The 21,442-nt window shown below is 47.4% G+C and carries 21 protein-coding genes and 1 pseudogene; 16 read left to right on the top strand and 6 right to left on the bottom strand.

Annotated features, from left to right (window positions below):
- Positions 1-383 precede the first annotated feature (383 nt).
- Both SOI44_RS05565 and SOI44_RS05560 read left to right on the top strand, forming a co-directional pair.
- On the top strand, positions 384-806 hold the full coding sequence (locus SOI44_RS05565) for a hypothetical protein (protein ID WP_331348234.1): 423 nt from the start codon (positions 384-386) through the stop codon (positions 804-806).
- Positions 807-915: 109 nt separating this feature from the next.
- Positions 916-1,947: a hypothetical protein gene (locus tag SOI44_RS05560; RefSeq protein WP_331348233.1), complete on the top strand. Its 1,032-nt coding sequence runs from the start codon at positions 916-918 to the stop codon at positions 1,945-1,947.
- Here SOI44_RS05560 and SOI44_RS05555 read toward each other — a convergent pair.
- The 3 genes from SOI44_RS05555 to SOI44_RS05545 form a co-directional block, all read right to left on the bottom strand.
- Positions 1,944-2,855, bottom strand: coding sequence for a nucleotidyl transferase AbiEii/AbiGii toxin family protein (locus SOI44_RS05555; RefSeq protein ID WP_331348232.1), 912 nt, complete (start codon positions 2,853-2,855; stop codon positions 1,944-1,946). The two genes, SOI44_RS05560 and SOI44_RS05555, sit on opposite strands and share 4 nt — an antisense overlap.
- Complete coding sequence (locus SOI44_RS05550) at positions 2,836-3,471, bottom strand: DUF6088 family protein (protein WP_331348231.1); 636 nt, start codon at positions 3,469-3,471, stop codon at positions 2,836-2,838. The genes SOI44_RS05555 and SOI44_RS05550 overlap by 20 nt, the downstream gene beginning before the upstream one ends.
- A 73-nt stretch (positions 3,472-3,544) precedes the next feature.
- Positions 3,545-4,075: a restriction endonuclease gene (locus tag SOI44_RS05545; protein WP_331348230.1), complete on the bottom strand. Its 531-nt coding sequence runs from the start codon at positions 4,073-4,075 to the stop codon at positions 3,545-3,547.
- A 126-nt stretch (positions 4,076-4,201) separates the two neighbouring features.
- Here SOI44_RS05545 and SOI44_RS05540 point away from each other — a divergent pair, with 126 nt between their 5' ends.
- From SOI44_RS05540 to SOI44_RS05515, 6 genes are all read left to right on the top strand, one after another.
- Complete coding sequence (locus tag SOI44_RS05540) at positions 4,202-5,362, top strand: anaerobic ribonucleoside-triphosphate reductase activating protein (protein WP_331348229.1); 1,161 nt, start codon at positions 4,202-4,204, stop codon at positions 5,360-5,362.
- Complete coding sequence (locus SOI44_RS05535; RefSeq protein WP_331348228.1) at positions 5,346-7,766, top strand: ribonucleoside triphosphate reductase; 2,421 nt, start codon at positions 5,346-5,348, stop codon at positions 7,764-7,766. Before SOI44_RS05540 ends, SOI44_RS05535 begins: the two co-directional genes overlap by 17 nt.
- Positions 7,767-7,895: 129 nt before the next feature.
- Positions 7,896-8,189, top strand: coding sequence for an HU family DNA-binding protein (locus tag SOI44_RS05530; RefSeq protein WP_331348227.1), 294 nt, complete (start codon positions 7,896-7,898; stop codon positions 8,187-8,189).
- An 88-nt stretch (positions 8,190-8,277) separates the two neighbouring features.
- Positions 8,278-9,045 carry an ABC transporter ATP-binding protein gene (locus tag SOI44_RS05525; protein WP_331348226.1) on the top strand — a complete coding sequence of 256 codons (768 nt, stop codon included), beginning with the start codon at positions 8,278-8,280 and terminating at the stop codon, positions 9,043-9,045.
- Positions 9,042-10,325, top strand: a complete 1,284-nt coding sequence (locus SOI44_RS05520) for an FtsX-like permease family protein (RefSeq protein ID WP_331348225.1) — start codon at positions 9,042-9,044, stop codon at positions 10,323-10,325. Before SOI44_RS05525 ends, SOI44_RS05520 begins: the two co-directional genes overlap by 4 nt.
- A 21-nt stretch (positions 10,326-10,346) precedes the next feature.
- The gene (locus SOI44_RS05515; RefSeq protein ID WP_331348224.1) at positions 10,347-11,837 is read left to right on the top strand and encodes a glycoside hydrolase family 1 protein; all 1,491 of its coding nucleotides are present in this window, start codon (positions 10,347-10,349) and stop codon (positions 11,835-11,837) included.
- Between the two features lie 110 nt (positions 11,838-11,947).
- On the opposite strand, the gene ahpC is transcribed toward SOI44_RS05515, so the two are convergent.
- Genes ahpC through SOI44_RS05500 form a run of 3 tightly spaced genes read right to left on the bottom strand, consistent with a single transcriptional unit; the run spans position 11,948 to position 13,762 of the window.
- Positions 11,948-12,511 (bottom strand): alkyl hydroperoxide reductase subunit C, encoded by a 564-nt coding sequence (gene ahpC / locus SOI44_RS05510; RefSeq protein WP_331348223.1) that lies wholly within the window; start codon positions 12,509-12,511, stop codon positions 11,948-11,950.
- 27 nt (positions 12,512-12,538) lie between these two features.
- Complete coding sequence (locus tag SOI44_RS05505) at positions 12,539-12,964, bottom strand: Dps family protein (protein ID WP_331348222.1); 426 nt, start codon at positions 12,962-12,964, stop codon at positions 12,539-12,541.
- A gap of 15 nt (positions 12,965-12,979) precedes the next feature.
- Entirely contained in the window at positions 12,980-13,762 is a 783-nt protein-coding gene (locus SOI44_RS05500) for a class Ib ribonucleoside-diphosphate reductase assembly flavoprotein NrdI (RefSeq protein WP_331348221.1), read from the bottom strand.
- Positions 13,763-13,871: 109 nt separating this feature from the next.
- Here SOI44_RS05500 and SOI44_RS05495 point away from each other — a divergent pair, with 109 nt between their 5' ends.
- From SOI44_RS05495 to SOI44_RS05460, 8 genes and pseudogenes are all read left to right on the top strand, one after another.
- On the top strand, positions 13,872-14,738 hold the full coding sequence (locus tag SOI44_RS05495; protein ID WP_331348220.1) for an AraC family transcriptional regulator: 867 nt from the start codon (positions 13,872-13,874) through the stop codon (positions 14,736-14,738).
- A 146-nt stretch (positions 14,739-14,884) separates the two neighbouring features.
- Positions 14,885-16,093 (top strand): ABC transporter substrate-binding protein, encoded by a 1,209-nt coding sequence (locus tag SOI44_RS05490; protein WP_331348219.1) that lies wholly within the window; start codon positions 14,885-14,887, stop codon positions 16,091-16,093.
- A 100-nt stretch (positions 16,094-16,193) separates the two neighbouring features.
- Positions 16,194-17,069 (top strand): annotated as a pseudogene (locus tag SOI44_RS05485) (branched-chain amino acid ABC transporter permease).
- Between the two features lie 10 nt (positions 17,070-17,079).
- On the top strand, positions 17,080-18,144 hold the full coding sequence (locus SOI44_RS05480; RefSeq protein WP_331348218.1) for a branched-chain amino acid ABC transporter permease: 1,065 nt from the start codon (positions 17,080-17,082) through the stop codon (positions 18,142-18,144).
- The gene (locus SOI44_RS05475; RefSeq protein WP_331348217.1) at positions 18,137-18,910 is read left to right on the top strand and encodes an ABC transporter ATP-binding protein; all 774 of its coding nucleotides are present in this window, start codon (positions 18,137-18,139) and stop codon (positions 18,908-18,910) included. The genes SOI44_RS05480 and SOI44_RS05475 overlap by 8 nt, the downstream gene beginning before the upstream one ends.
- A gap of 10 nt (positions 18,911-18,920) precedes the next feature.
- The gene (locus SOI44_RS05470; RefSeq protein ID WP_331348216.1) at positions 18,921-19,625 is read left to right on the top strand and encodes an ABC transporter ATP-binding protein; all 705 of its coding nucleotides are present in this window, start codon (positions 18,921-18,923) and stop codon (positions 19,623-19,625) included.
- Positions 19,626-19,630: 5 nt separating this feature from the next.
- Positions 19,631-20,296, top strand: a complete 666-nt coding sequence (locus SOI44_RS05465) for a CBS and ACT domain-containing protein (protein ID WP_331348215.1) — start codon at positions 19,631-19,633, stop codon at positions 20,294-20,296.
- 290 nt (positions 20,297-20,586) lie between these two features.
- The coding region (locus SOI44_RS05460; protein ID WP_331348214.1) for a PTS transporter subunit EIIC at positions 20,587-21,442 on the top strand (856 nt) is incomplete at its 3' end.

The following is a 21,442-nucleotide window of genomic DNA, read 5'->3' as shown; positions in this document are numbered from 1 at the left end:
GCAGACTATGTATATTTATGATCGTTTGATCATTCTGGGCCAATTGCCTGGTGCCAATCACACCAATGCCATGATTGCACGCTGGCTGCTGGCACATCTTTCCACACTTTCAGGTATGGATGAAATGCATTGCATGAAAGAAGCGAGTGCTTCCAAGGCTTCCATTCACCGGTTTTACAGCTGCGCAGGTTTTCATAGCTTTGCCCAGATGATCTCTGCCTTGCAAAAAGAAAAACAGACATTACATTTTTATACAGCAGGCAAGGAAAAGGGCAGCTGGCCAAAAACCGAGATGCAGAATTTTGGAAAAGATCTTCAGCGGGCCAGCCACGTAGTGCTCTATGGATGTCTGTATGATCTTTCCTGTCTGCAGGAATTGTTTCTTGACTTGTACCAGCATGGCAGTACTGGCAGAATGGCTGAAAGAAGAGAAACGCATTACGTTTCATGGGGCGGTATTTCCGCTGGCTTTGATGCAGTCGGCCATGGAGGATCTAATTATTCTTGGCTATCCTGCAAATGTTGTACAGTATAATCGTGATACTTTTCTGCCTGCTGTCAGCGCTGGCATTCAGGTGGTTATTTCGTATTCCGGACGGTTTCTGGAGGAGAAAAAGGATGCTTATCAGAAAATCTGCGCACAGAATCGTCATGTGGTTCTGATTTCATCTGTGCAGGATGAACATGCGTCTCTCCAGGTTCCAATTCCGGATGTTGATAAGACAAGTCAGGATATGATCCTGCTTGGTCTGATGGACATTCTGATCCATGGTGTTTTTCATTTGCCGGCAGGGCTCAGAAACTGAGGCATTTACTGAAATAACAGAATACAGTTCCAAAACTGATATTGATGCTTTTTTTCGAAAATGTAAGCGGATACAGAATCATATAAAATGACACCAGTGGAGGAAAGTTATGAAGAGAAAATTCATTGGTGCTTTTTTGGCGGCAAGTCTGTGTGTGCCAGGTGTTTCAGTGCTTGGCGTGCATGCGGATCAGGAGGCTGGGACTCCTGTTACAGGTGATTTTGGCAAGGCAGTTTCTGAAATCCGGGTTTCCAAGTATGATACGGATGGCAATCTGGTGGATCAGGGAATTAGTGCGGATCTGCAGTCACACCTTGATACAGCCAATCTGAGCGGTACAAAGGATGATGCAAAGAGGCAGATTCAGGTAGATATGCAGCTGAAGGGTGTCGATCTGACTTCGGATTATATCAATGGTAAGTCAGAAGCTGGTATCAGCTACTATAATATGCTGAACTATTTCACCAAGGTAAAACAGGTGAAGCAGATGCTGGATGCCAATCCTGGTTACACCGCGCTGGATTCCGAGGGCAATACAGTAGACGGTGCATATGTAGATGAGTTGCTTGGCCTTCTGCAACAGATCAATGATTTCGATCCGGATACCAATCTTGTCTATGATTGGGATTCTGCTTATGATACAGCAGCTTTTGCAAGCGATACGTCAAGAGGGGCAACGGATGTGATTGCCACAAGCAAAGAAGGCAATGTCACGCTGCGCTTCCATATTGATTCCCATGGCTGGTGGGGATATGACCTTGGTGATCATGATTCCATTACAGGACTTGTCATGGGGGAGGATGCCCAGACAGCTTATGATCATCAGCACGTGGATACGATGATATATGGCAACTTCTTTAAGATCAAGATGGGTGAAGATACCTCCGGCTCATGGTACATGCTGAATGATACAGATCTGCAGAATCCGATGATCTATCTCAGCAAGGATGGCACAGAAGCTTTCATGATTGATGTGGACTTCTATGGCGCCAATGTACTGAATGACAAGATCAAAGCTATCATTAGTGATAATTGTAAGTCCTTGAAGATTTTTATGACGCATAACCATGGCGACCATGTCAATAACCTGGCTTTGATCGTTCTGAAAATGAATATTGCGATTCTAACGTGTGTGAGCTAAAACATTCCACTGCATGCTATCTTCAGTAATACACTTTTCGCTTTATCATAATCGTCGCGGCAGTCAGATCTGAACAAGGGGATCGTCGTGCGCTGATAATCATCTTTATAGGCATCTTCTTCTGCAATCCGGATTAGCAGCTCTGGAATGTTGACGCTTTGATTTGCCGATGGGCAGTTTGGTGAACCAGATCTGAGCGTACGAACTTCTTTAACCAGCATTGCAAAAGTGTTATCAAAAATCATTAACGGCTCCAGCTTATACAGGTCATAGAGATGCCTTGAATGGTTTTCTTCCTTTTTCTGCAGATAGTAATCACATAACGCAAAGACTTTATCAATGAACGTTCTACTCAGACTCTGAATTTTCATTGTAAATGGTTCAAGACGGTAATGCTTTTGGGCAGCAGAATTATTTGCGGCAAGCATATCACCAATGTAGTTATGAACCAGCATTTCTATCGTTGGAAATGAGATCGCGGTATATGTAACTTCAATAAGTACGTTCGAGACAATTCTGTAAGAAAGATCTTCAAAAACTGAATTGTAAGAAAATTCATAGCGATTAAAATCTCTTCTGCTTCGAGTACTATTGAAATTAGAAATTTTAAGACCAGTTTCGCTGGCTATTCGCGCAAGGGATGTTTTTACAGCTTCTTTCTGCCCGGCTGTAATATGGCTGTCTACTGTAATATCTATGTCTTCAGAAAATCTGTTGATCACCTGATAACATTTGGATAATGAAGTGCCGCCCTTAAAAACTGCAAATGGGATGTATTGTGAGATCATACGAAGAATAATCGAAATATAGTAATCTTTCTCAACTGTCTTTGGATTCAGCTGAATAGCATCAGCGGCTGTGATAACTGCTTCAAAAAATAGATCTCGATTATTGTGGAGATATTCCATATAAGACGCCTGCTATAAACATATTTTTATAAATTCTGTCGGGATAGAGGAAAAGGTATTTTTCTAGATCAGTAAAAGATATTCCTGCAATCTGCATATAATCTTTTATAGCTTTTTGCATATCGCTTCCTTCCAATTCTGAAATTTTGTCAATCTCATTCATCAGGTCCAGAAACTGAAGAACACGGTAATTATCATCATTGATGATTGTTCTTGGCTTTCTAAGCAGAACATAATATCCTCTGATTTTTGTCTCGCGGACGATTCTACTTGCCTTGTTTGTGACGACCTCTGGCTCATTTGGAACCTGGGTAGTCAGATGAATCATATTGGCAAAATCCAGACCTGAAAGATAGCCAATTGTATTTGTACCTTCTATCAGGTATTTCTTTTTAATAACTTCATGAATTGGCGGGACTACTTTGAAGTTTAATATTGATGTTTTGGGAATGTAATATACCCCGTTGTCATAACGGGAAATTTCTTTTTCATCGGTCAGCCTTTTAAGGTGCTGACGAATCATATTTTTGCTCATTCCGCTATATTGAAGATCTGACTCGATGATAGGCTCATTTGGCTTAAACGTTGTTTCTAGATAATTCAGCAAAGCATCCATGCTGTTGGTCACCCCTCTAACAAAATTGAATATATGTTATTCAAATTCATTTTATTGAAAGAGTCTTTCCTAGTCAATCCTTACGATCTTGTTCGGGCAGATGGAAGAGATCCTTTCTGTCTACCAGTTGTACATCATTGACTTCGGCGAGCTTTCTGGCACTGTATGTGAAATACTGGTTGGTGATGACGATGGCTTTGTCGGCGTTGTAGTATGCCTTGGCTGCCATAGCCTGCTGGATGGCATAGACACCGATATTGCGGTCATACCGCTTGGCCTGTACGACGATCTTGTGCAGGCCTTTTCTCATGATCAGGTCGGCACCGTAGTCTTTGGTCTTCTGGGTTGTATGAATGGCGAAATAGCCATGGTGGTGAAACCATGCCCGGCAGTATCTTTCAAATTTCTCACCGCTCATGTGATCGACGTATCCTGGCCGTATTTGCAGATTTCTTGTCAGAAAAAGCAGGATGGCAATGATGAGTGCCACAACTGCTAGTGTCAATGAAATAGGCATGGGTGAGGCAATCGCGGCCATCAGCAGGATGAAAATGCAGGCAATTGCGCAGATTCTGATCAGTGTGAAGGAAAACGTATGCTTCATGGGAATCATTATACCCTGTGTGTGAATTGGGAAAGAAGTGGCAGATGTTTCTCTTCATTTTTGGCTGATTTCGATTAATATGATAGTAATAGTTGGAAATGCAACTAATTGGGTGAGGAGGCGTCAATGGCAGAGAAGGGGAACTTCATGATTGATCTTTCGGTGTTATACCGGAATACGCAGAAATACTTTGACCATGCGCTGGAACCGTATGGCATCGGCTGGGGACAGCTGATGTTTCTGTTTGTGATCTATGAAAATGAAGGGGTGACAATGCAGGAAGTGACCCGGATTTCCGAGGTGGACAAAGGTACGACGACAAAGTCGATGCAGAAACTGCTGGATCAGGGCTATGTGGTAAGCCGTGCGGATGAGAAAGACAAGCGTGTAAAACGTCTTTATACCACTGAGAAGAGCGGCGAGATCATGAATACGCTCTATGAGTTCCGCTCTGCGTATCGTACGTCGGTGTTTGATGGCATTGACGGGGATGGCTTTGAAGCCATGATGGCAAAGACATGTGAAAATAGCCGGAACATTGTGCTGCCTTCGTTCCATGATCTCAGGATCGGCGGTCTGCAGAAGGTGACCCTGCTGGATTATCCTGGCAAGCTGGCCGCAACCGTGTTTACAGCCGGATGCAGCTTCAAGTGTCCATTCTGCCACAACCGGGATCTTGTCTTTGTGCCGGAAGATTATGCCTTTCTCGATCCGGATGAGATCTTTGCTTATCTGCACAAGCGCAAAGGCATTCTGGATGGGGTATGTATTTCCGGCGGTGAGCCGTTGGTTCAGCCGGATCTGCTGCCTTTTATTGAGAAGATCAAGCAGATGGGATTCCTTGTCAAGCTGGATACCAATGGTTATGAACCGGATCGCTTGAAGGATGTGGTGCATTCGGGCCTGGTGGATTATGTAGCCATGGACCTGAAAAACTGCAAAGAGAAGTATGCAGTGACCTGCGGCATGCAGGCATCTGTGTTCCAGCTGGACAGAATTGAGGAAAGTGTTTCCTTCCTGCTGGAAGGACATGTGGACTATGAGTTCCGTACGACGGTTGTCAAGGAACTGCATACCAGAGAGGATCTGTTGGCAGCGGCTTCCTGGATCCGTGGCGCAAAGCATTATTATCTGCAGCAGTTCCATGACAGCGGGACATTGATTCAGGAAGGGTATCACGGCTATGATGCCCAGCAGATGGAAGCGCTGTGTGAAACGGTAAGAACGATCATTCCCCAGACGCAATTGCGCGGGGTGAAAGGAGAAAATGATGTACAGTGTCATTAAGAGAGATGGCAAGACAGCCGATTTTAATCTGGATAAGATCAAGAATGCTGTGAAGAAGGCCTTTGCCGGATGCAATAAGCCTTATACAGATGATGTGATCGATCTGATTGCCCTGCGGGTGACAAGCAATTTTGCCCCGAAAGTGCATGATGATCTGATTGGTGTGGAGGACATTCAGGACAGTGTGGAACATGTATTGTCGGATGCAGGGTATGCGGATGTGGCCAAGGCATACATTCTTTACCGCCGCCAGCATGAAAATCTGCGCAATATCCAGAATACAACCCTGGACTATAAGAAACTGGTAGACAATTATCTGAAGGCTCTGGACTGGCGGGTCAAGGAGAACAGTACGGTCACCTACTCTGTGGGCGGCCTGATTCTGTCCAATTCCGGTGCCATTACGGCCAACTACTGGCTGTCTGAGGTCTATGATGATGAGATTGCCAATGCCCACCGGTCCGGTGATATCCACATTCATGATCTGAGCATGTTAACAGGGTACTGTGCCGGGTGGTCTTTGAAACAATTGATTCAGGAAGGCCTTGGCGGTGTGGAAGGCAAGATTACTTCGGCTCCTGCCAAGCATCTGAGTACTTTGTGCAACCAGATGGTCAACTTTTTAGGGATCATGCAGAATGAATGGGCCGGTGCGCAGGCATTCTCCAGTTTTGATACGTATCTGGCACCGTTTGTAAAGGCAGATCATCTGTCCTATAAAGAAGTAAAGCAGGATATTCAGTCGTTCATCTATGGTGTCAATACGCCATCCCGCTGGGGCACCCAGGCACCGTTTACCAATATCACGCTGGATTGGACAGTGCCGGAGGATCTGGCGGATCAGCCTGCTATTGTCGGCGGCAAGCCGATGGATTTCTGCTATAAGGACTGCAAGAAGGAAATGGATATGGTGAACAAGGCCTTCATCGAGACAATGATTGAGGGCGATGCCAATGGCAGAGGCTTCCAGTATCCGATTCCAACCTATTCCATTACCAAAGATTTTGACTGGAGTGATACCGAGAACAACCGCCTTTTGTTTGAGATGACGGCCAAGTATGGCACACCGTATTTCTCCAACTATATCAACAGTGATATGAAGCCGTCGGATGTGCGTTCCATGTGCTGCCGTCTGCGGCTGGATCTGCGTGAACTGCGCAAAAAGAGCGGCGGCTACTTTGGCTCTGGTGAAAGTACCGGCTCCATAGGCGTTGTCACGGTCAACCTGCCCCGTATTGCCTATCTGGCCAAGGATGAGGATGATTTCTATGCCCGGCTTGACCATATCATGGATATCAGTGCCCGCAGCCTGGATACTAAGCGTACTGTCATTACCAAACTGCTGGATGCCGGCCTGTATCCGTATACCAAACGGTATCTTGGCACTTTCAACAACCACTTCTCGACCATTGGCCTGGTTGGCATGAATGAGGCCGGTCTCAATGCCAGATGGCTGCGCAAGGATCTGACCCATCCGGAGACCCAGCAGTTTGCCAAGGATGTGCTGAATCATATGCGTACCCGTCTGTCCGATTATCAGGAAAAGTATGGTGCTTTGTTCAATCTGGAGGCAACCCCGGCGGAGAGTACGGCCTACCGTCTGGCCCGTCATGACAAGGAGAAGTATCCGGATATCATTACTGCCAATGATGCTGGTACGCCATACTATACCAACAGTTCGCATCTGCCGGTTGGCTGCACGGATGATATCTTTGCGGCATTGGATATTGAGGATGATCTGCAGGTGTTGTATACAAGCGGCACGGTGTTCCATGCCTTCCTTGGTGAAAGGCTGAGTGACTGGCATGCGGCGGCGGTTCTGGTCAAGAAGATTGCCGAGAATTACCGTCTGCCATACTATACGATTTCACCGACTTACAGTGTATGTGCCCAGCATGGCTATATTTCGGGTGAAGTATGGAAGTGCCCGGTCTGTGGTAAACCGACGGAAGTGTATTCCCGGATTACCGGCTATTATCGTCCGGTGAAAAACTGGAATGCCGGCAAGGCACAGGAATTCAAGGACAGAAAGACGTATGCGGTGGATGGCATTACCTCCTGTACTTCCTTTGAAGAAAGCAGAAAGGAAGACAGTGTGGGTGTGGATGCTGGAAAAAAGGAAGAACCCACAGCACCGGCAGTGCTGTCTTCTAAGAAGTATCTGCTGTTTACAACGCCGACATGTCCGAATTGCAGGATCATTGAGAAGTTCCTGGATGAGCAGAATGTGGCTTATGAGATCAAGGATGCCCTGGCAAACAAGGATCTGACGCAGAAGTATGGCATTCTGCAGGCACCGACGATGGTTGTGGAGAGTGAGGATGGACCGAAGCTGTATGTCAATACGGGCAGTATCATGAATTTCATCCGCAGCCAGAAGAATGTTTCTGCGCCTGAAGCGTGAAAAATCTGCATTTTGGTGGGATAGATTGCGATTTCTGTGTAAAGCCGCAGTATGTAAAATTTAGTGATTGCAAGTCAGAAATGACCTGTATAGAATAGTTGAAGACCATAAAAGGAGGAAGTTTTTCATATGGCAAAGGGTATTTTTACCGCAACAAAGAAGGACGTAGCAGATAAGGTTGCTGAAGCTGCGGGTTTGACAAAGAAGCAGGCTGCAGATGCTGTTACCGCAGCATTTGATGCAATTGCTGAGACACTGAAGGATGGCGGTGAGGTTTCCATCTCCGGCTTCGGCAAGTTCGAAGTTGCAGAGAGAGCTGCCCGTCAGGGTGTCAATCCTGCTACGGGTGAGAAGATTGAGATTGCGGCAAGCAAGGCCCCGAAGTTCAAGGCTGCCAAGGCTCTCAAGGATCTCGTAAAGTAAGCGTGATTTGAAGCAGACATGTCCGCATGCCTGCTTTTTTGTATGGGAAAACGGGTGCTATAATAACCCGCAGCAGGAGAATTTCAATATGAGCAAAACAGTTCTGGAAGCAATTCATATGAAGAAGGTTTACAATGCCGGCACATCCCATGCCTTTGAGGCACTGCATGATATCAATGTGCAGGTGCATGAAGGCGACTTTGTGGCCGTCATGGGACCTTCCGGCTCTGGCAAATCTACCTTCATTAACAATATTTCCACCATCGATATTCCTACCGGTGGCAAGGTTCTGATCAATGGCCAGGAAGTGCGCACCATGGGTGCCAATGAAATCGGCAGGTTCCGTTTTTCCAATCTTGGCTTTATCTTTCAGGATTTTAATCTGCTGGATACCCATACATTGTACGAAAACATTGCCATGCCACTGGCGCTGGCCCATGTGAAAAAAGGAGATATTGACAAGCGTGTCAAGGAGCTTGCCAGATCGCTGAACATTCTGGATCTTCTGGATCATTATCCGTATGAATGCTCGGGCGGTCAGAGACAGCGTGCTGCCATCTGTCGTGCTTTGGTCAATCATCCCAATATCATTGCGGCTGATGAGCCCACCGGCAATCTGGACAGTGCCAACAGTGCTGAGCTGATGAAGATCTTTGCCGATCTGAACAAACAGGGTGTCACGATCATCATGGTTACCCATGACCCTTTGATTACATCCTATGCAAAGCGTCTTCTGTATATCCGTGACGGCAGTATTGATACGGTGTTAGAGAGAAATGATATGGATCAGGATACGTTCTTTGCTAAGATTGTGGAAATCAACAGTGCAGAGTCCAGGGAGCTGTTAGCAAAATGATCTTTGCCAGTGCTTTGAAATCATTGAAGCGGGATTTCTACCGCTCCTTCTTCTATTGGCTGACATTTCTTCTGACAACAGCCTTTGTCTTTCTGTTTTTCTGCATTGCCGTTTCACCAGCCGTAGGCATGACCTTCACAAATTCCGAAGGCGGCCTGGCCGTCAATGTGACATTCTTTGCCGTGTTTGTCTGCGTGCTGGATGTGTTTTTTGCCAATGACTTCTTTGTGCGTACCAAGGCAAAGGATCTTGCCGTGCAGCTGATCTGCGGGGCAACCTTTACCCAGCTTGCCTGGTATCTGCTTGTGCAGACCTTCCTGCTGCTGGCCCTGGCCATTCCCGGCGGCATTGTGCTTGCTTTGTTATTAAGACCGCTGCTTGTTTCGCTAATGAGTGCCTGGCTGCATGCCGGTGTCGTCATTCCGATTTCCGGAAGTGCTGTCTGGGCAACCTTGTTAGTGCTTCTGGCTCTGGTGTTCTGGACAACGTATCTGAATCTGTCCTATGCCTACCGCAACAATGCCTACACACTGCTTAACAGCCAGTCGATCAGATCGAGCGGCAGTGTGTTCAATGTTGCCCACAGCAAAAAGGCAATGAAAGTATCCGGCTTTGCTTCTGGTATCATTGCCCTGGCTTTGTGGATTCTGCCTGTGTTTGGTGTTCTCAATGCCCCGGCGGATGCCTTTGTCTTTGCTTTGTTCGGCATGATCGGGTTCTGGATGTGCTGTAGGAAAGTGTTTGATCCTTTGTTAACATCATGGCTGGATAAGAAGGCTATTGAGCAGCCAAAGCAGATTGCCATACTTGGCTTTTTCCGCACCGATCTTTCGGTGATGAATGTCAATGTCATTCTGATTGTGATCTGTTCGGTGGTATTGATTTCTTTGATGAGTACGCCTTCAATTACGGATATGGAGAAAGTACTGATGATGCTTGCCTATCAGATGATGAATGTGCTGCTGTCACTGGCAATTCTGTTCCGGTTTGGTACGGAGGCGTTGAATCGAAAGAAATACTTCCAGACGATGCGTCATCTTGGCTATCTGGAAAAGGATCTGAAAAAGATTGTGGCTGTGGAGACCATCAGTTTCTACTGCTTTGTGGCGTTGAGTGCTTTGCTGTATGTTGGTGTGATTCTGAAGGCGCTGGCAGGCACAGGTGTGCTCACGGGATCTCTGCCGGCGTATCTGATCTGGTCATTGGTGCTGCCATTGGCTCTGTGCATGTTTGCAACGTGGATGTACTATAGAGGCAGTATCCGCACAAAACGTGCGTAATTGCATTCTGGGAGGAATACTATGTCTTTTCGCAAGGATTTTCTGTGGGGCGGCGCGACGGCTGCCAATCAGTTTGAGGGTGCTGTCCATGAAGGCGGCGCTGCTCTTTGCACGGGTGATGTGATGACCAATGGTTCTCATACGGTCAGACGGCAGGTGACTTGGCGTAAACCGGATGGAACAACCGGATCCACGCCGCTTTGCTTTGGTTCTCCTGAGCGTCATCTGCCGGATGGGGCTGTGCCGTGTGAGCTGGATGATCCAAAGTACTATTATCCAAGCCACATTGCCTCTGATTTCTATCATCATTACAAGGAAGATATTGCCCTGATGGCCAAAGAAGGCTTCAGGTGCCTGCGCTTCTCTGTCAAGTGGAGCCGGGTGTTCCCGGATCCTGAGGGTGCACCGAATGAAGAAGGTCTGCGCTTCTATGAGAGTGTGGTGGATGAGTGCAGAAAATATGGCATTGAGCCGTTGATTACGCTGCATCACTATGAGACACCGCTGATCTTTGCCCAGCAGTGCAATGGCTGGAATGATCGAAAACTGGTGGATCTGTTTGTCAAGTATGCCGGTACATTGTTTGATCGGTTTGCTGGCAAAGTGAAGTATTATCTGACTTTCAATGAGATCAATCTGGTGGAGGAAGCACCGTATGTGACAGCCGGATTGATTCATGCGGATCCCCAGAACATTGCCAATGCGGCCTATCATCAGTTCCTTGCCTCTGCAAAGACCGTGATGCTGGCTCATGAAAAGCATCCTGACATCAAGATTGGCATGATGCTGGCCTTTGGACCCTGCTATGGCCTGACGGCTGATCCATATGATCAGCTGTTAGCTGCCGAAAGACAGAACAATACACTGTCCTTCTCGGATGTACAGATGACTGGTGAATATCCTGTCTATAAGCTTCTGGAATACAAGAGAGCTGGCATTGTGCTGCCTGAGCAGCCTGGTGATAAGGAAATCCTGAAGAAGGGTGTCTGTGATTTCCTGTCTTTCTCCTGCTATGGCTCCAATACGTATACAACACATAAGGAGGCCCTGGCTGGTGAAGGCAATGGCGGCTCCGGGGATGGCAAGGTGGCCAATCCTTATCTTAAGACAAATGCCTGGGGATGGGGTACAGACCCGCAGTGTCTGCGCATTGCTTTGAACATCTTTAACAACCGTTATCACTGCCCGCTGTTCTGTGTGGAAAACGGCATTGGCTGGAATGACAAATTTGAAGATGGCACGGTGCATGATGATTACCGCATTGAATATATGCGTGTGAATATCCAGTCCATGAAGGATGCTGTTGATCTGGATGGCATTGATCTGATGGGCTATCTGTACTGGGGCTGTGTGGATATGGTATCCAATGGGGAAGGTGAAATGGCCAAGAGATATGGTCAGATCTATGTGGATGCCGATAACCATGGCAAAGGAAGCTTCAAACGTTCTGTGAAGGATTCTTATTACTGGTATCAGAAAGTGATTGCCAGCAATGGGGAAGATCTGAAGTAAGTTTCATTTTGATCCTGTAAACAAAAAATGAGGCAGATTCCCATATGGGTTTCTGTCTCATTTTGCTGTTGATGACAACAGGAGGAGAGGTGTGAGTGAGTTATTTTTGATCAGATCTTGCCGACCAGGTCGATACCCGGCTTGAGTGTCTTCATGCCAGGCTTCCATCTTGCCGGGCATACCTGATCGCCGTTTTCATGGACGAACTGGCAGGCTTCTACCTTGCGCAGCAGTTCATCGGCGTTTCTGCCGACACTGCCGGAAGATACTTCATAGGCAGCAATCTTTCCTTCCGGAGAGATGATGAAGGTGCCGCGCTCTGCGGTGCCTTCATTTTCGATATACACATCGCAATCACGTGCCAGAGCACCTGTCGGGTCGCCGACCATCGGGTAGGTGACCTTCTTGATGGCTTCGGAGTGGTCATGCCATGCCTTGTGGACAAAGTGTGTGTCACAGGATACGGAATAGATCTCGCAGCCGATCTTCTTGAATTCATCATAGGATGCGGCCAGATCTTCCAGCTCTGTCGGACAGACGAAGGTGAAGTCTGCCGGATAGAAGAACAGTACGCTCCACTTGCCGAGCAGGTCCTTCTTTGTGAGGGTCTTGAAGGTATCATCCTGATACACATTCAGTTTGAAATCGTTGAGTTCCTTGTTAATCAGAGACATGTTGTTTATTTCCTTTCTTATCTTTTGTTATCTTGATGCCTGGGAAATCATCCAGACGTTCTTGGCATAGCTTGTCAGCATGTCATCGAGCTTGATGGAAACCAGTTCACTGTCAGATTCCTTCTTGAGGGACAGCACCTGCTTGATCAGCTCTTCATAGCCCTTTTTGACTTCAGAGAGAACTTCATCATCGCTCATGTATGCGGAAGAGGCTTCCTTGATGGATGAGAGTCTGACAAAGTCGGACAGTGCTGCCACCGGGGCACCTGACAGCATGAGGATGAGCTCAGCTGTTTCATCGAAATCATCACGCATGGCATCATAGAGATCCTCGAGCTGCGGGTGCAGGGTGAAGAACTGCTTTCCCTTGATGTACCAGTGATATGTCTGCAGGTTGGATGCGAAGACTTCCTGCGAAGCGAGCAATGTATTCAGTTTTTCGATTGTATTCATGTGTTTTTCCTCCATTTACGCCTGGGCCTGAGAGATCATCCAGACGTTCTTTTCATATGCTTTGAGCATGTCATCAAGAGAGATGCTGACAAGCTCATTTGTTGTTTCAGATTTGATACTGCTGATCAGTTTGATCAGGGAAAGATAGCCATCCTTCAGTGCCTTGAGTGTATCGTCAGCACTGATCCAGGCAGCCGATGCCTCCCCAATGACGCTGTTTTCAGTGAAACTTGTCATGGTGGACTTTGGTGCACCATTCAAGGTCAGGATGAGTTCGGCACTCTTGTCAAAGTCATCTCTCATGGCATCATAGAGATCCTCAAGCTGCGGGTGCAGAGTGAAGAACTGCTTACCTGTGATGTACCAGTGGTACAGCTGCAGGTTGGCCGTGAAGACTTCCTGGGAAGCCAGCAGTCTGTTCAGCTTTTCGACATCGTCCTTGTCTTCACTTAATGCTGATCTGATTGCTTTGACAACGGCTTCACTGCCGGCCAGATCGAATCTGGCAATCACTGGAATGCCATATTCCTTTTCCAGAATGTCAGCGGCACCAGTGAAGGTTGTCGGATGCTTGACATGGTTGCCGGAGACGGCTGCGAATCTGACCTTGCCCTTGTTAGCATCAAGGAAGGTGCGGACAACTTCCGGCAGGATGCCGGCACCGTCGGTGTATGTCACAAGAACAGCTGCCTCATTGAGCACTTCTTTACCTGTTTCAATCTTGAGTGTGTTGGATGTATTGACTGCATTGACCAGCTTTTCAACATTGCCGGTTCTTGATGTATAAACTAACTTCATATTCGTTTTGTTTTCCTTTCTTTTTGTACTTGTATAATATCCTGTGATACAATCTGAATATAGCAAAATAATCTAAAAAAATAGTAATATTTACAAATCGGAGGATTTTATGGAAAAAGAATACAAGATCGGGTCATTACCGGTTTCGTTTGTGGAGGAAAACATTGCCCCGGGTGAAGTACATAAGGAAAGAGCACATTGGCATGATGGCGTGGAACTGATCCGGGTGCGCAGAGGGCATCTGCACTGCCACGTGAACAACTCGGATTTTCTGTTAGGGCCGGATGAGATGTGCTTTATCAACCAGGATCAGGTGCATCGGATCTATGGGGCCAAGAAGGAAGAAAGTGAACTGGAAAAGCTGATTGTGAATCCGCAGATGCTTGCCTGGAATCAGGGCATGTATGAGAAGCTGGTGGCGCCGGTTGTGTCGGATGGTGACTTTGCGCATATCCAGATGGATGGGCGCAGTTCTTATGCGGCGCGTATCATTGCTCTTTTGGATGAGATCAAACAGACAGCGATGAAGCAGCCGGATGGCTATGAGCTGGAAGTGGCAGCGGATGTGCATCTGGTGTTCCGTTCTATATATATGATTCATGAACATCTTGTGCAGCAGTCAGCGGATGAGTATGATCTTGGCCTGCAGAGAAAGATGGTGCGCTATATTCAGGAACACTATATGGATAAGATTTCACTGGAAGATATTGCCGACAGTGCCGGCATCAGCCGGACGAAGTGTACTTCCTTATTTAAGGTATATACGGAGACGACACCGGTTGAGTATCTCAACAGTTATCGTCTTGAGGAGGCCGCAAGACGGCTGGTGAATGAGAAGACACCGGTGGCGGAGATTGCTTTGGCATGCGGCTTTTCACAGCAGAGTTATTTCGGGCGGATGTTTCAGAAGGAGTATGGGATGACGCCGCTTGTCTATCGGAAGACGTGCGTGGATGGCGAATGCACGCAATTATGAAAGTATTGTGAAAGCAAAATGAAAATAAAAGTGTTTACTTGCAAGAACATTTGAAAGAATTGTGAAAAACTCCTTGCAAGCTTTTGACAGAGAATTATAATAGTCTCATCTTCACAAAGAGAAGAGAAAAGTGAGGGAGAAAAGATATGAAAATGAGTAAGTTCGTTAAGGGCGGACTTGCCGTAGTGATGGCTGCTTCCTTAGCAGCCTGCGGCAGTAGTTCGACCGGATCTGCATCCGCTTCTGGTTCTGCTGACAGTGGCAGTGGTAAGAAGTATGTTCTCGGTGGTTCCGGACCGCTGACTGGTGACGCAGCTGTGTACGGCCTGGCAGTCGAGCACGGCGCGCAGATTGCGGTTGATGAGATTAACGCAGCCGGCGGCAAGACACAGTTTGACTTTGTGTTTGAAGATGATGAAGCCGATGGTGAAAAGGCTACTTCCGCATTCAACACATTGATGGACAAAGGCATGCAGGTATCTCTGCTGACAACAACTTCTGGTGCTGGCCAGACAGTAGCACCGCTGTATCAGCAGGAAAATATCTTTGCAATTACACCTTCCGGATCTTCTCCGGCAATCATTTATCAGGATTCTGATAATGAAACCAATCCTTATGGAAATGTCTTCCAGATGTGCTTCACAGATCCTAACCAGGGCAAAGCTTCTGCTGATTACCTGGCTGAGCATACCGATCTTGGCTCCAAGATTGCGATCATCTATCGTAACGATGATAACTACTCCAACGGTCTGTATACAAAGTTCAAGGAAGAGGCTTCTGCCAAGGGATTGAACATCGTGGATGAAGAGGCTTTCCAGGATGGCACTACAGACTTCTCCGTCTATGTACAGAAGGCACAGGCTGCCGGTGCTGATATCGTATTCCTCCCGATTTATTATCAGCCGGCTTCTCAGATCCTGACCGCTGCCAAGACTGCTGGTTATACACCGACATTCTTCGGCTGTGATGGTATGGATGGTATTCTGACGATGAAAGGCTTTGATACAAGCATTGCTGAAGGTCTGTATATGCTGACACCGTTCGCTGCTGATGCGACGGATGAGAAGACACAGAACTTTGTCAAGAAGTACAAGGATGCTTATGGTGAGACACCGAACCAGTTTGCTGCTGATGCTTATGATGCTGTTTATGCTCTGGCACAGGCTCTGGATGCTTCGGATGTAACACCGGATTCCTCTACGGATGACATCACTGCTGCTCTTGAGGAACAGTTCACTTCCATGAAATTTGATGGTATCACTGGTACAAGTGTTACCTGGAACAAGAATGGTGAGGTTTCCAAGGATCCTAAGGCGATCGTCATCAAGGACGGTGCTTACGTCAGCGCTGAGTAAGATTGATCTGCGTTTGTAAAGAAGGGCTGCCAGTTGTAAAATCATTGGCAGCCTTCTTCTTTGATTGTCAATAAGTTAGAAACAGGAGGGGTAGAAGCTTATGTTGGCATTTTTGTCTTATCTGATCAGCGGCCTCAGCCTCGGCAGTGTGTATGCCATTATCGCCCTTGGCTATTCCATGGTGTACGGCATTGCCAAAATGCTGAACTTCGCCCATGGCGACATCATCATGGTGGGCGCCTTCGTAGCGTACTTTGCATTATATAACTGGCACATGTCATTGATCGTGGCCATATTGCTTTCGGTTGTGGTGTGCACGGTACTTGGCGTTGTCATTGAACGTCTGGCATACAAGCCTTTGCGTCAGGCGGGATCGCTTGCCGTACTGATTACAGCAATCGGTGTATCGTAATTCCTTGAAAACGGAGCCATGCTTGCGTGGGGTACGGATACAAAGATTTTCCCGACGATCATCCCGGGCTCATTGAATCTGGGCGGCGTATCGATTGCCTGGAGCACGATCATTACGATTGCGGCCTGTGTGGTGATCATGCTGGTGCTGAGCTGGTTCATCAACAAAACAAGAACCGGCCGTGCCATGCGGGCAACATCTGAGGACAGAGGCGCCGCTTCTTTGATGGGCATCAATGTCAACAAGATCATTTCCATCACCTTTGCCATTGGCTCCGGCCTGGCAGCCATTGCGGCAATTCTGCTGTGCAGTGCTTATCCAAGTGTATATCCGACCATGGGTTCCATGCCTGGCATCAAGGCATTCACGGCTGCCGTACTTGGCGGTATCGGATCGATTCCAGGTGCCTTCCTTGGCGGCCTTGTCCTTGGTGTCATTGAGAATCTGTCCAAGGCTTATATCTCTGCCCAGCTGTCAGATGCGATTGTGTTTGGCGTGCTGATTGTTGTATTGCTGATCAAGCCGACCGGCCTGCTTGGCAAGAAGATTTCGGAGAAAGTATGAGGTGGCTGTTATGAAGAAATGGAAAGATCTGAAAAAGAACAGCCGCCAGAAGCTGACGACAATTCTGGTTGTCATTGTTTTGTTTGCCATTGCGCAGGTCATGATTTCTACCGGTACACTGAACCGGCAGATGCGCTCTGTGCTTGTGCCGGTGACGGCTTATATCCTGGCGGCAATCGGCCTGAACATGAATGTTGGCATATCCGGTGAGCTGAACCTTGGCCAGGCTGGCTTCATGTCGATCGGCGGTTTTACCGCTGTCACTGCAGCTGCTGTATTTTCTGCTAAAATCTCCAGTCCGGTGCTTATCTTTATCCTGTCTGTGCTTTGCGGTGCTCTGATGGCCGGCTTCCTTGGCTGGCTGATCTCCATTCCGGTATTGAAACTGGAAGGCGACTATCTGGCAATTGTTACCCTTGCTTTCGGCCAGATCATCATGTCCATCCTGAACAACCTGTATGTTGGCTATGACAGCACAGGCCTGCATTTCTCTTTTGTGAACAATACGGTTTCTCTTGGCGATGGCGGCAAGATGATTATTTCCGGACCGATGGGTACAACCGGTGTCAAGACACTGTCTACCTTTGGCGCCGGTGTCATCATGATTCTGATTGCCTTGTTCATCGTCTACAACATCATTGATTCAAAGCGCGGCCGTGCCATTGAGGCATGCCGTGACAACCGCATTGCTGCCGAGACCATTGGTATCAATGTTGCTAAAACCAAAACACTTGCCTTCGTACTTTCCAGTGCATTGGGCGGTGCGGCTGGTGCGCTGTATATGCTGAACTATTCTTCCGTTACAGCAACGAAGTTTGATTTCAATACATCAATCCTGATTCTGGTCTATGTTGTACTTGGTGGTCTTGGCAATATGACAGGCACTGTCATTGCCACAACCGTGCTTGTACTTCTGCCGGAAGTGCTGCGTTTCCTTTCCAGCTATCGTATGCTCATCTATGCCATCGTGCTGATTGTGATCATGATCGTGACCAACAACGAGAAAGTAAGAGTGTTCTTTGCAAAGATGAAACGCAGAAGCGGCGGCAAGAAAGGAGTGGAATCCAATGGCTGAAGAGAAAAAGAAAGTTCTTGAAATCCGCGGCCTTGGCATTGATTTCGGCGGACTGACAGCTGTCAATGATCTGGACATGGATGTGTACCAGGGTGAGATTTATGGTTTGATCGGCCCAAATGGCGCCGGCAAGACAACGGTGTTCAATATGCTGACAAAGGTGTATCAGCCTACCCGCGGCACCATCAAGGTGGATGGTCAGGATTTTGCCAAACTGAATCCGGTGCAGGCCAACAAGGCCGGTGTTGCCCGTACCTTCCAGAATATCCGTCTGTTCTCGAATCTAACGGTTCTGGACAATGTAAAAACAGGTATGCACAACTCTTTGAATTACAGTTTGTTTTCTTCGATTCTCAAGCTTCCTTCCTATCGGAAACAGGAAAAGGCTGCCACGGATGAGGCAATGGAGCTGCTGAAGATCTTTGAGCTTGATCAGTTTGCAGCACTTACAGCTGGCAACCTGCCATATGGTGCCCAGAGGCGCCTTGAGATTGCCCGTGCTCTGGCAACCAAACCGAAGCTGCTTCTATTGGATGAGCCGGCTGCCGGCATGAACCCGCAGGAGACAGAAGAGCTGATGAAGATGATTCGTCTTGTGCGGGATCACTTCCATATTGCCGTGCTTCTGATTGAGCATGATATGAAGCTGGTTATGGGAATCTGCGACCGTATTACGGTATTGAACTTCGGCCAGATGCTGGCCCAGGGTGTGCCTGCAGAGATTCAGAGCAATCCTGAAGTGATCAAGGCATACATTGGAGAGTGAGGAGACGGATATGCTGAAAATTACTGATTTACATGTCCGTTATGGCATGATTGAGGCCATCAAGGGCATTTCCTTTGAAGTCAATGATGGCGAGATTGTTACACTGATCGGATCCAATGGTGCCGGTAAGACAACGACGATGCATGCAATTTCCGGCCTGCTGAAACCTGCTTCTGGTTCCATCATGCTGGATGGCGTGGAGCTGACCAAGACTCCGGCGCACAAGATTGTGACGATGGGGCTTGCCCAGGTGCCGGAAGGCAGACGTGTGTTTGCCCAGCAGACCGTGGAAGAGAATCTTCTGCTTGGTGCTTACTTCCGCAAGGACAAGGATGGCATTCAGGCGGATATGAACAAGGCATTTGAATTGTTCCCGCGTCTGATGGAAAGACGCCATCAGCTGGCTGGTACATTGTCAGGCGGCGAGCAGCAGATGCTGGCCATGGCCAGAGCTTTGATGTCAAAGCCGCGGATTATGTTGATGGATGAGCCGTCCATGGGCCTTTCACCGCTGCTGGTCAAGGAAATCTTCCGTATCATTCAGGATATCAACAAGCAGGGTACAACCGTGCTGCTGGTGGAGCAGAATGCGAAGATGGCACTTGCCATTGCAGATCGTGCATATGTATTGGAAACTGGTAAAATAACACTGGAAGGTACGGGTAAGGAACTGGCCGCAGATGAACGTGTCAGAAAGGCTTACCTGGGAGGATAAAATCTATGTACGTAAAAGATCATATGACTGAAAATCCCATTACGATCGATCCGGATGTCACCTTGTTAAAGGCTCTGGAGATCATGGGCAAGAACCATTTCCACCGGCTTCCTGTTGTCAAGGATGGCAGACTTGTCGGTCTGATTACAGAAGGCCTGGTCAATGAGAATTCCGGCAAGGAAAATACGGCACTTTCCATTTATGAGCTGAACTATCTGCTGTCAAGGACATATGCCAGAGACATCATGATCACAGATGTCAAGACCGTATCGCCGGATGCCTGGATTGAAGATGCAGCAGAGATCATGCTGCAGAATGAGATCAATGTGCTGCCGGTTGTGGATGGAGACAAGAAGGTTGTCGGCATCATTACCGAGAAGGATCTGTTCAAGGCTTTCCTGAAGCTGACAGGTTACCGCAAGCAGGGCACACGTTTTGTCATCAAGGTGGAAGACAAACCAGGTGAGTTTGCCAAGATCTGCAAGCTGTTTGCCGACAATGATGCCAACCTGGAAAACATCGGTGTGTATCACAGCAAAGTCCGCGGTGTAGAAACAGTTGTCAGAGCAACAGGTGAAGTATCTGTTGAAAAGATGACGAATGTACTGAAGGATGCCGGCTTTGAGGTTGTCAATGTCTGGCAGACAAAGGCAGAAGACGCTGTTAAATAAGGCTTTATCAATCATTAATTAGAACAGAATCAGATACAGCAGAATCGTATCTGGTTCTGCTTTTTTTCTGCTAAAAATCTCAAAAGTTTCATAAATAGCATGAAATAACTCAAAATATGAAATGATTGAATCAAATATGCAAACATACTCAGATAGTACTGAAACGTAAGTGTCACATAATTTAAACGTAATTAACATTATTGGCAAGAATGTACCAGGATCTGATTGACTGCTTGCAAGCGTTTTCAGCCGTACTACAATGAAGGCATTGAAAGGGGACTTCGATAATTATGAATGAGAAGTTTATGAATGGACTCCTCACCGTAGCAGGCAAGATGCAGTCGAACAAGGTTCTGTCCGCCATCAAGGACGCCTTCATCGACAACATGCCGATCGTCATCGTTGGTGCCTTCTGCACACTGTTCCAGTGGGTAGTATTCCATCACGATCCGGCTGGCTCCTCGACAGTTTACCTGTCGCTGGCTAACGTACCTGGTCTGTACTGGCTGGAGAATCTCACACCTATTGTCACCACAGCAAACTATGGCTGTATGAACTTCATGGCGGTTAACGTCTGTGTTCTAGTGGCAATGCACTTTGCAGAAAACCTGGGCCGTCATGGTGACAAGACTGTGCCGGTACTGGCAATTTCTTCACTGGTAACTCTCATGAGCACATCCATTACTGCTTCCACAACAGCAGGTGATGTTGTCAAGGCAAGCAATGGTGCTCTGGAACTTGCCAAGGGAGCTGCTGAGGATACCGCAATCAGTATTTCTGCAGGTTCTGGTGTTGCCCAGTCCTTCACTGATGCCAATGCATTGTTCGTAGGCCTCTTGGTTGGTATTCTGGTTACCCTGCTGTATGTCAAGCTGGTTAACTCCGGTAAGGTTACAATCAAGCTGCCGGATTCCGTACCACCGAATGTCAGCGCATCCTTCGCTGTACTGTTCCCGGTTGCCATCTGCATCCTGGTTGTGTCTGTTGTAGGCTTCATCTTCAACAATGTCATCGGTACAAACATCTTCAAGGTCATCGCAGCAATCATGGCACCTTTGAAGGCGATCATGACTGGTCTGCCTGGCTATCTGCTGATCGTCTTCCTGATGCAGCTGCTGTGGTTCTTCGGAATTCATGGACCTAACG

Source organism: Lactimicrobium sp. (assembly GCF_036453465.1).
GTDB lineage: Bacteria > Bacillota_I > Bacilli_A > Erysipelotrichales > Erysipelotrichaceae > Bulleidia.
The sequence above is the reverse complement of the archived record's forward strand: the minus strand, read 5'-3'. Positions and strand labels throughout refer to the sequence as shown.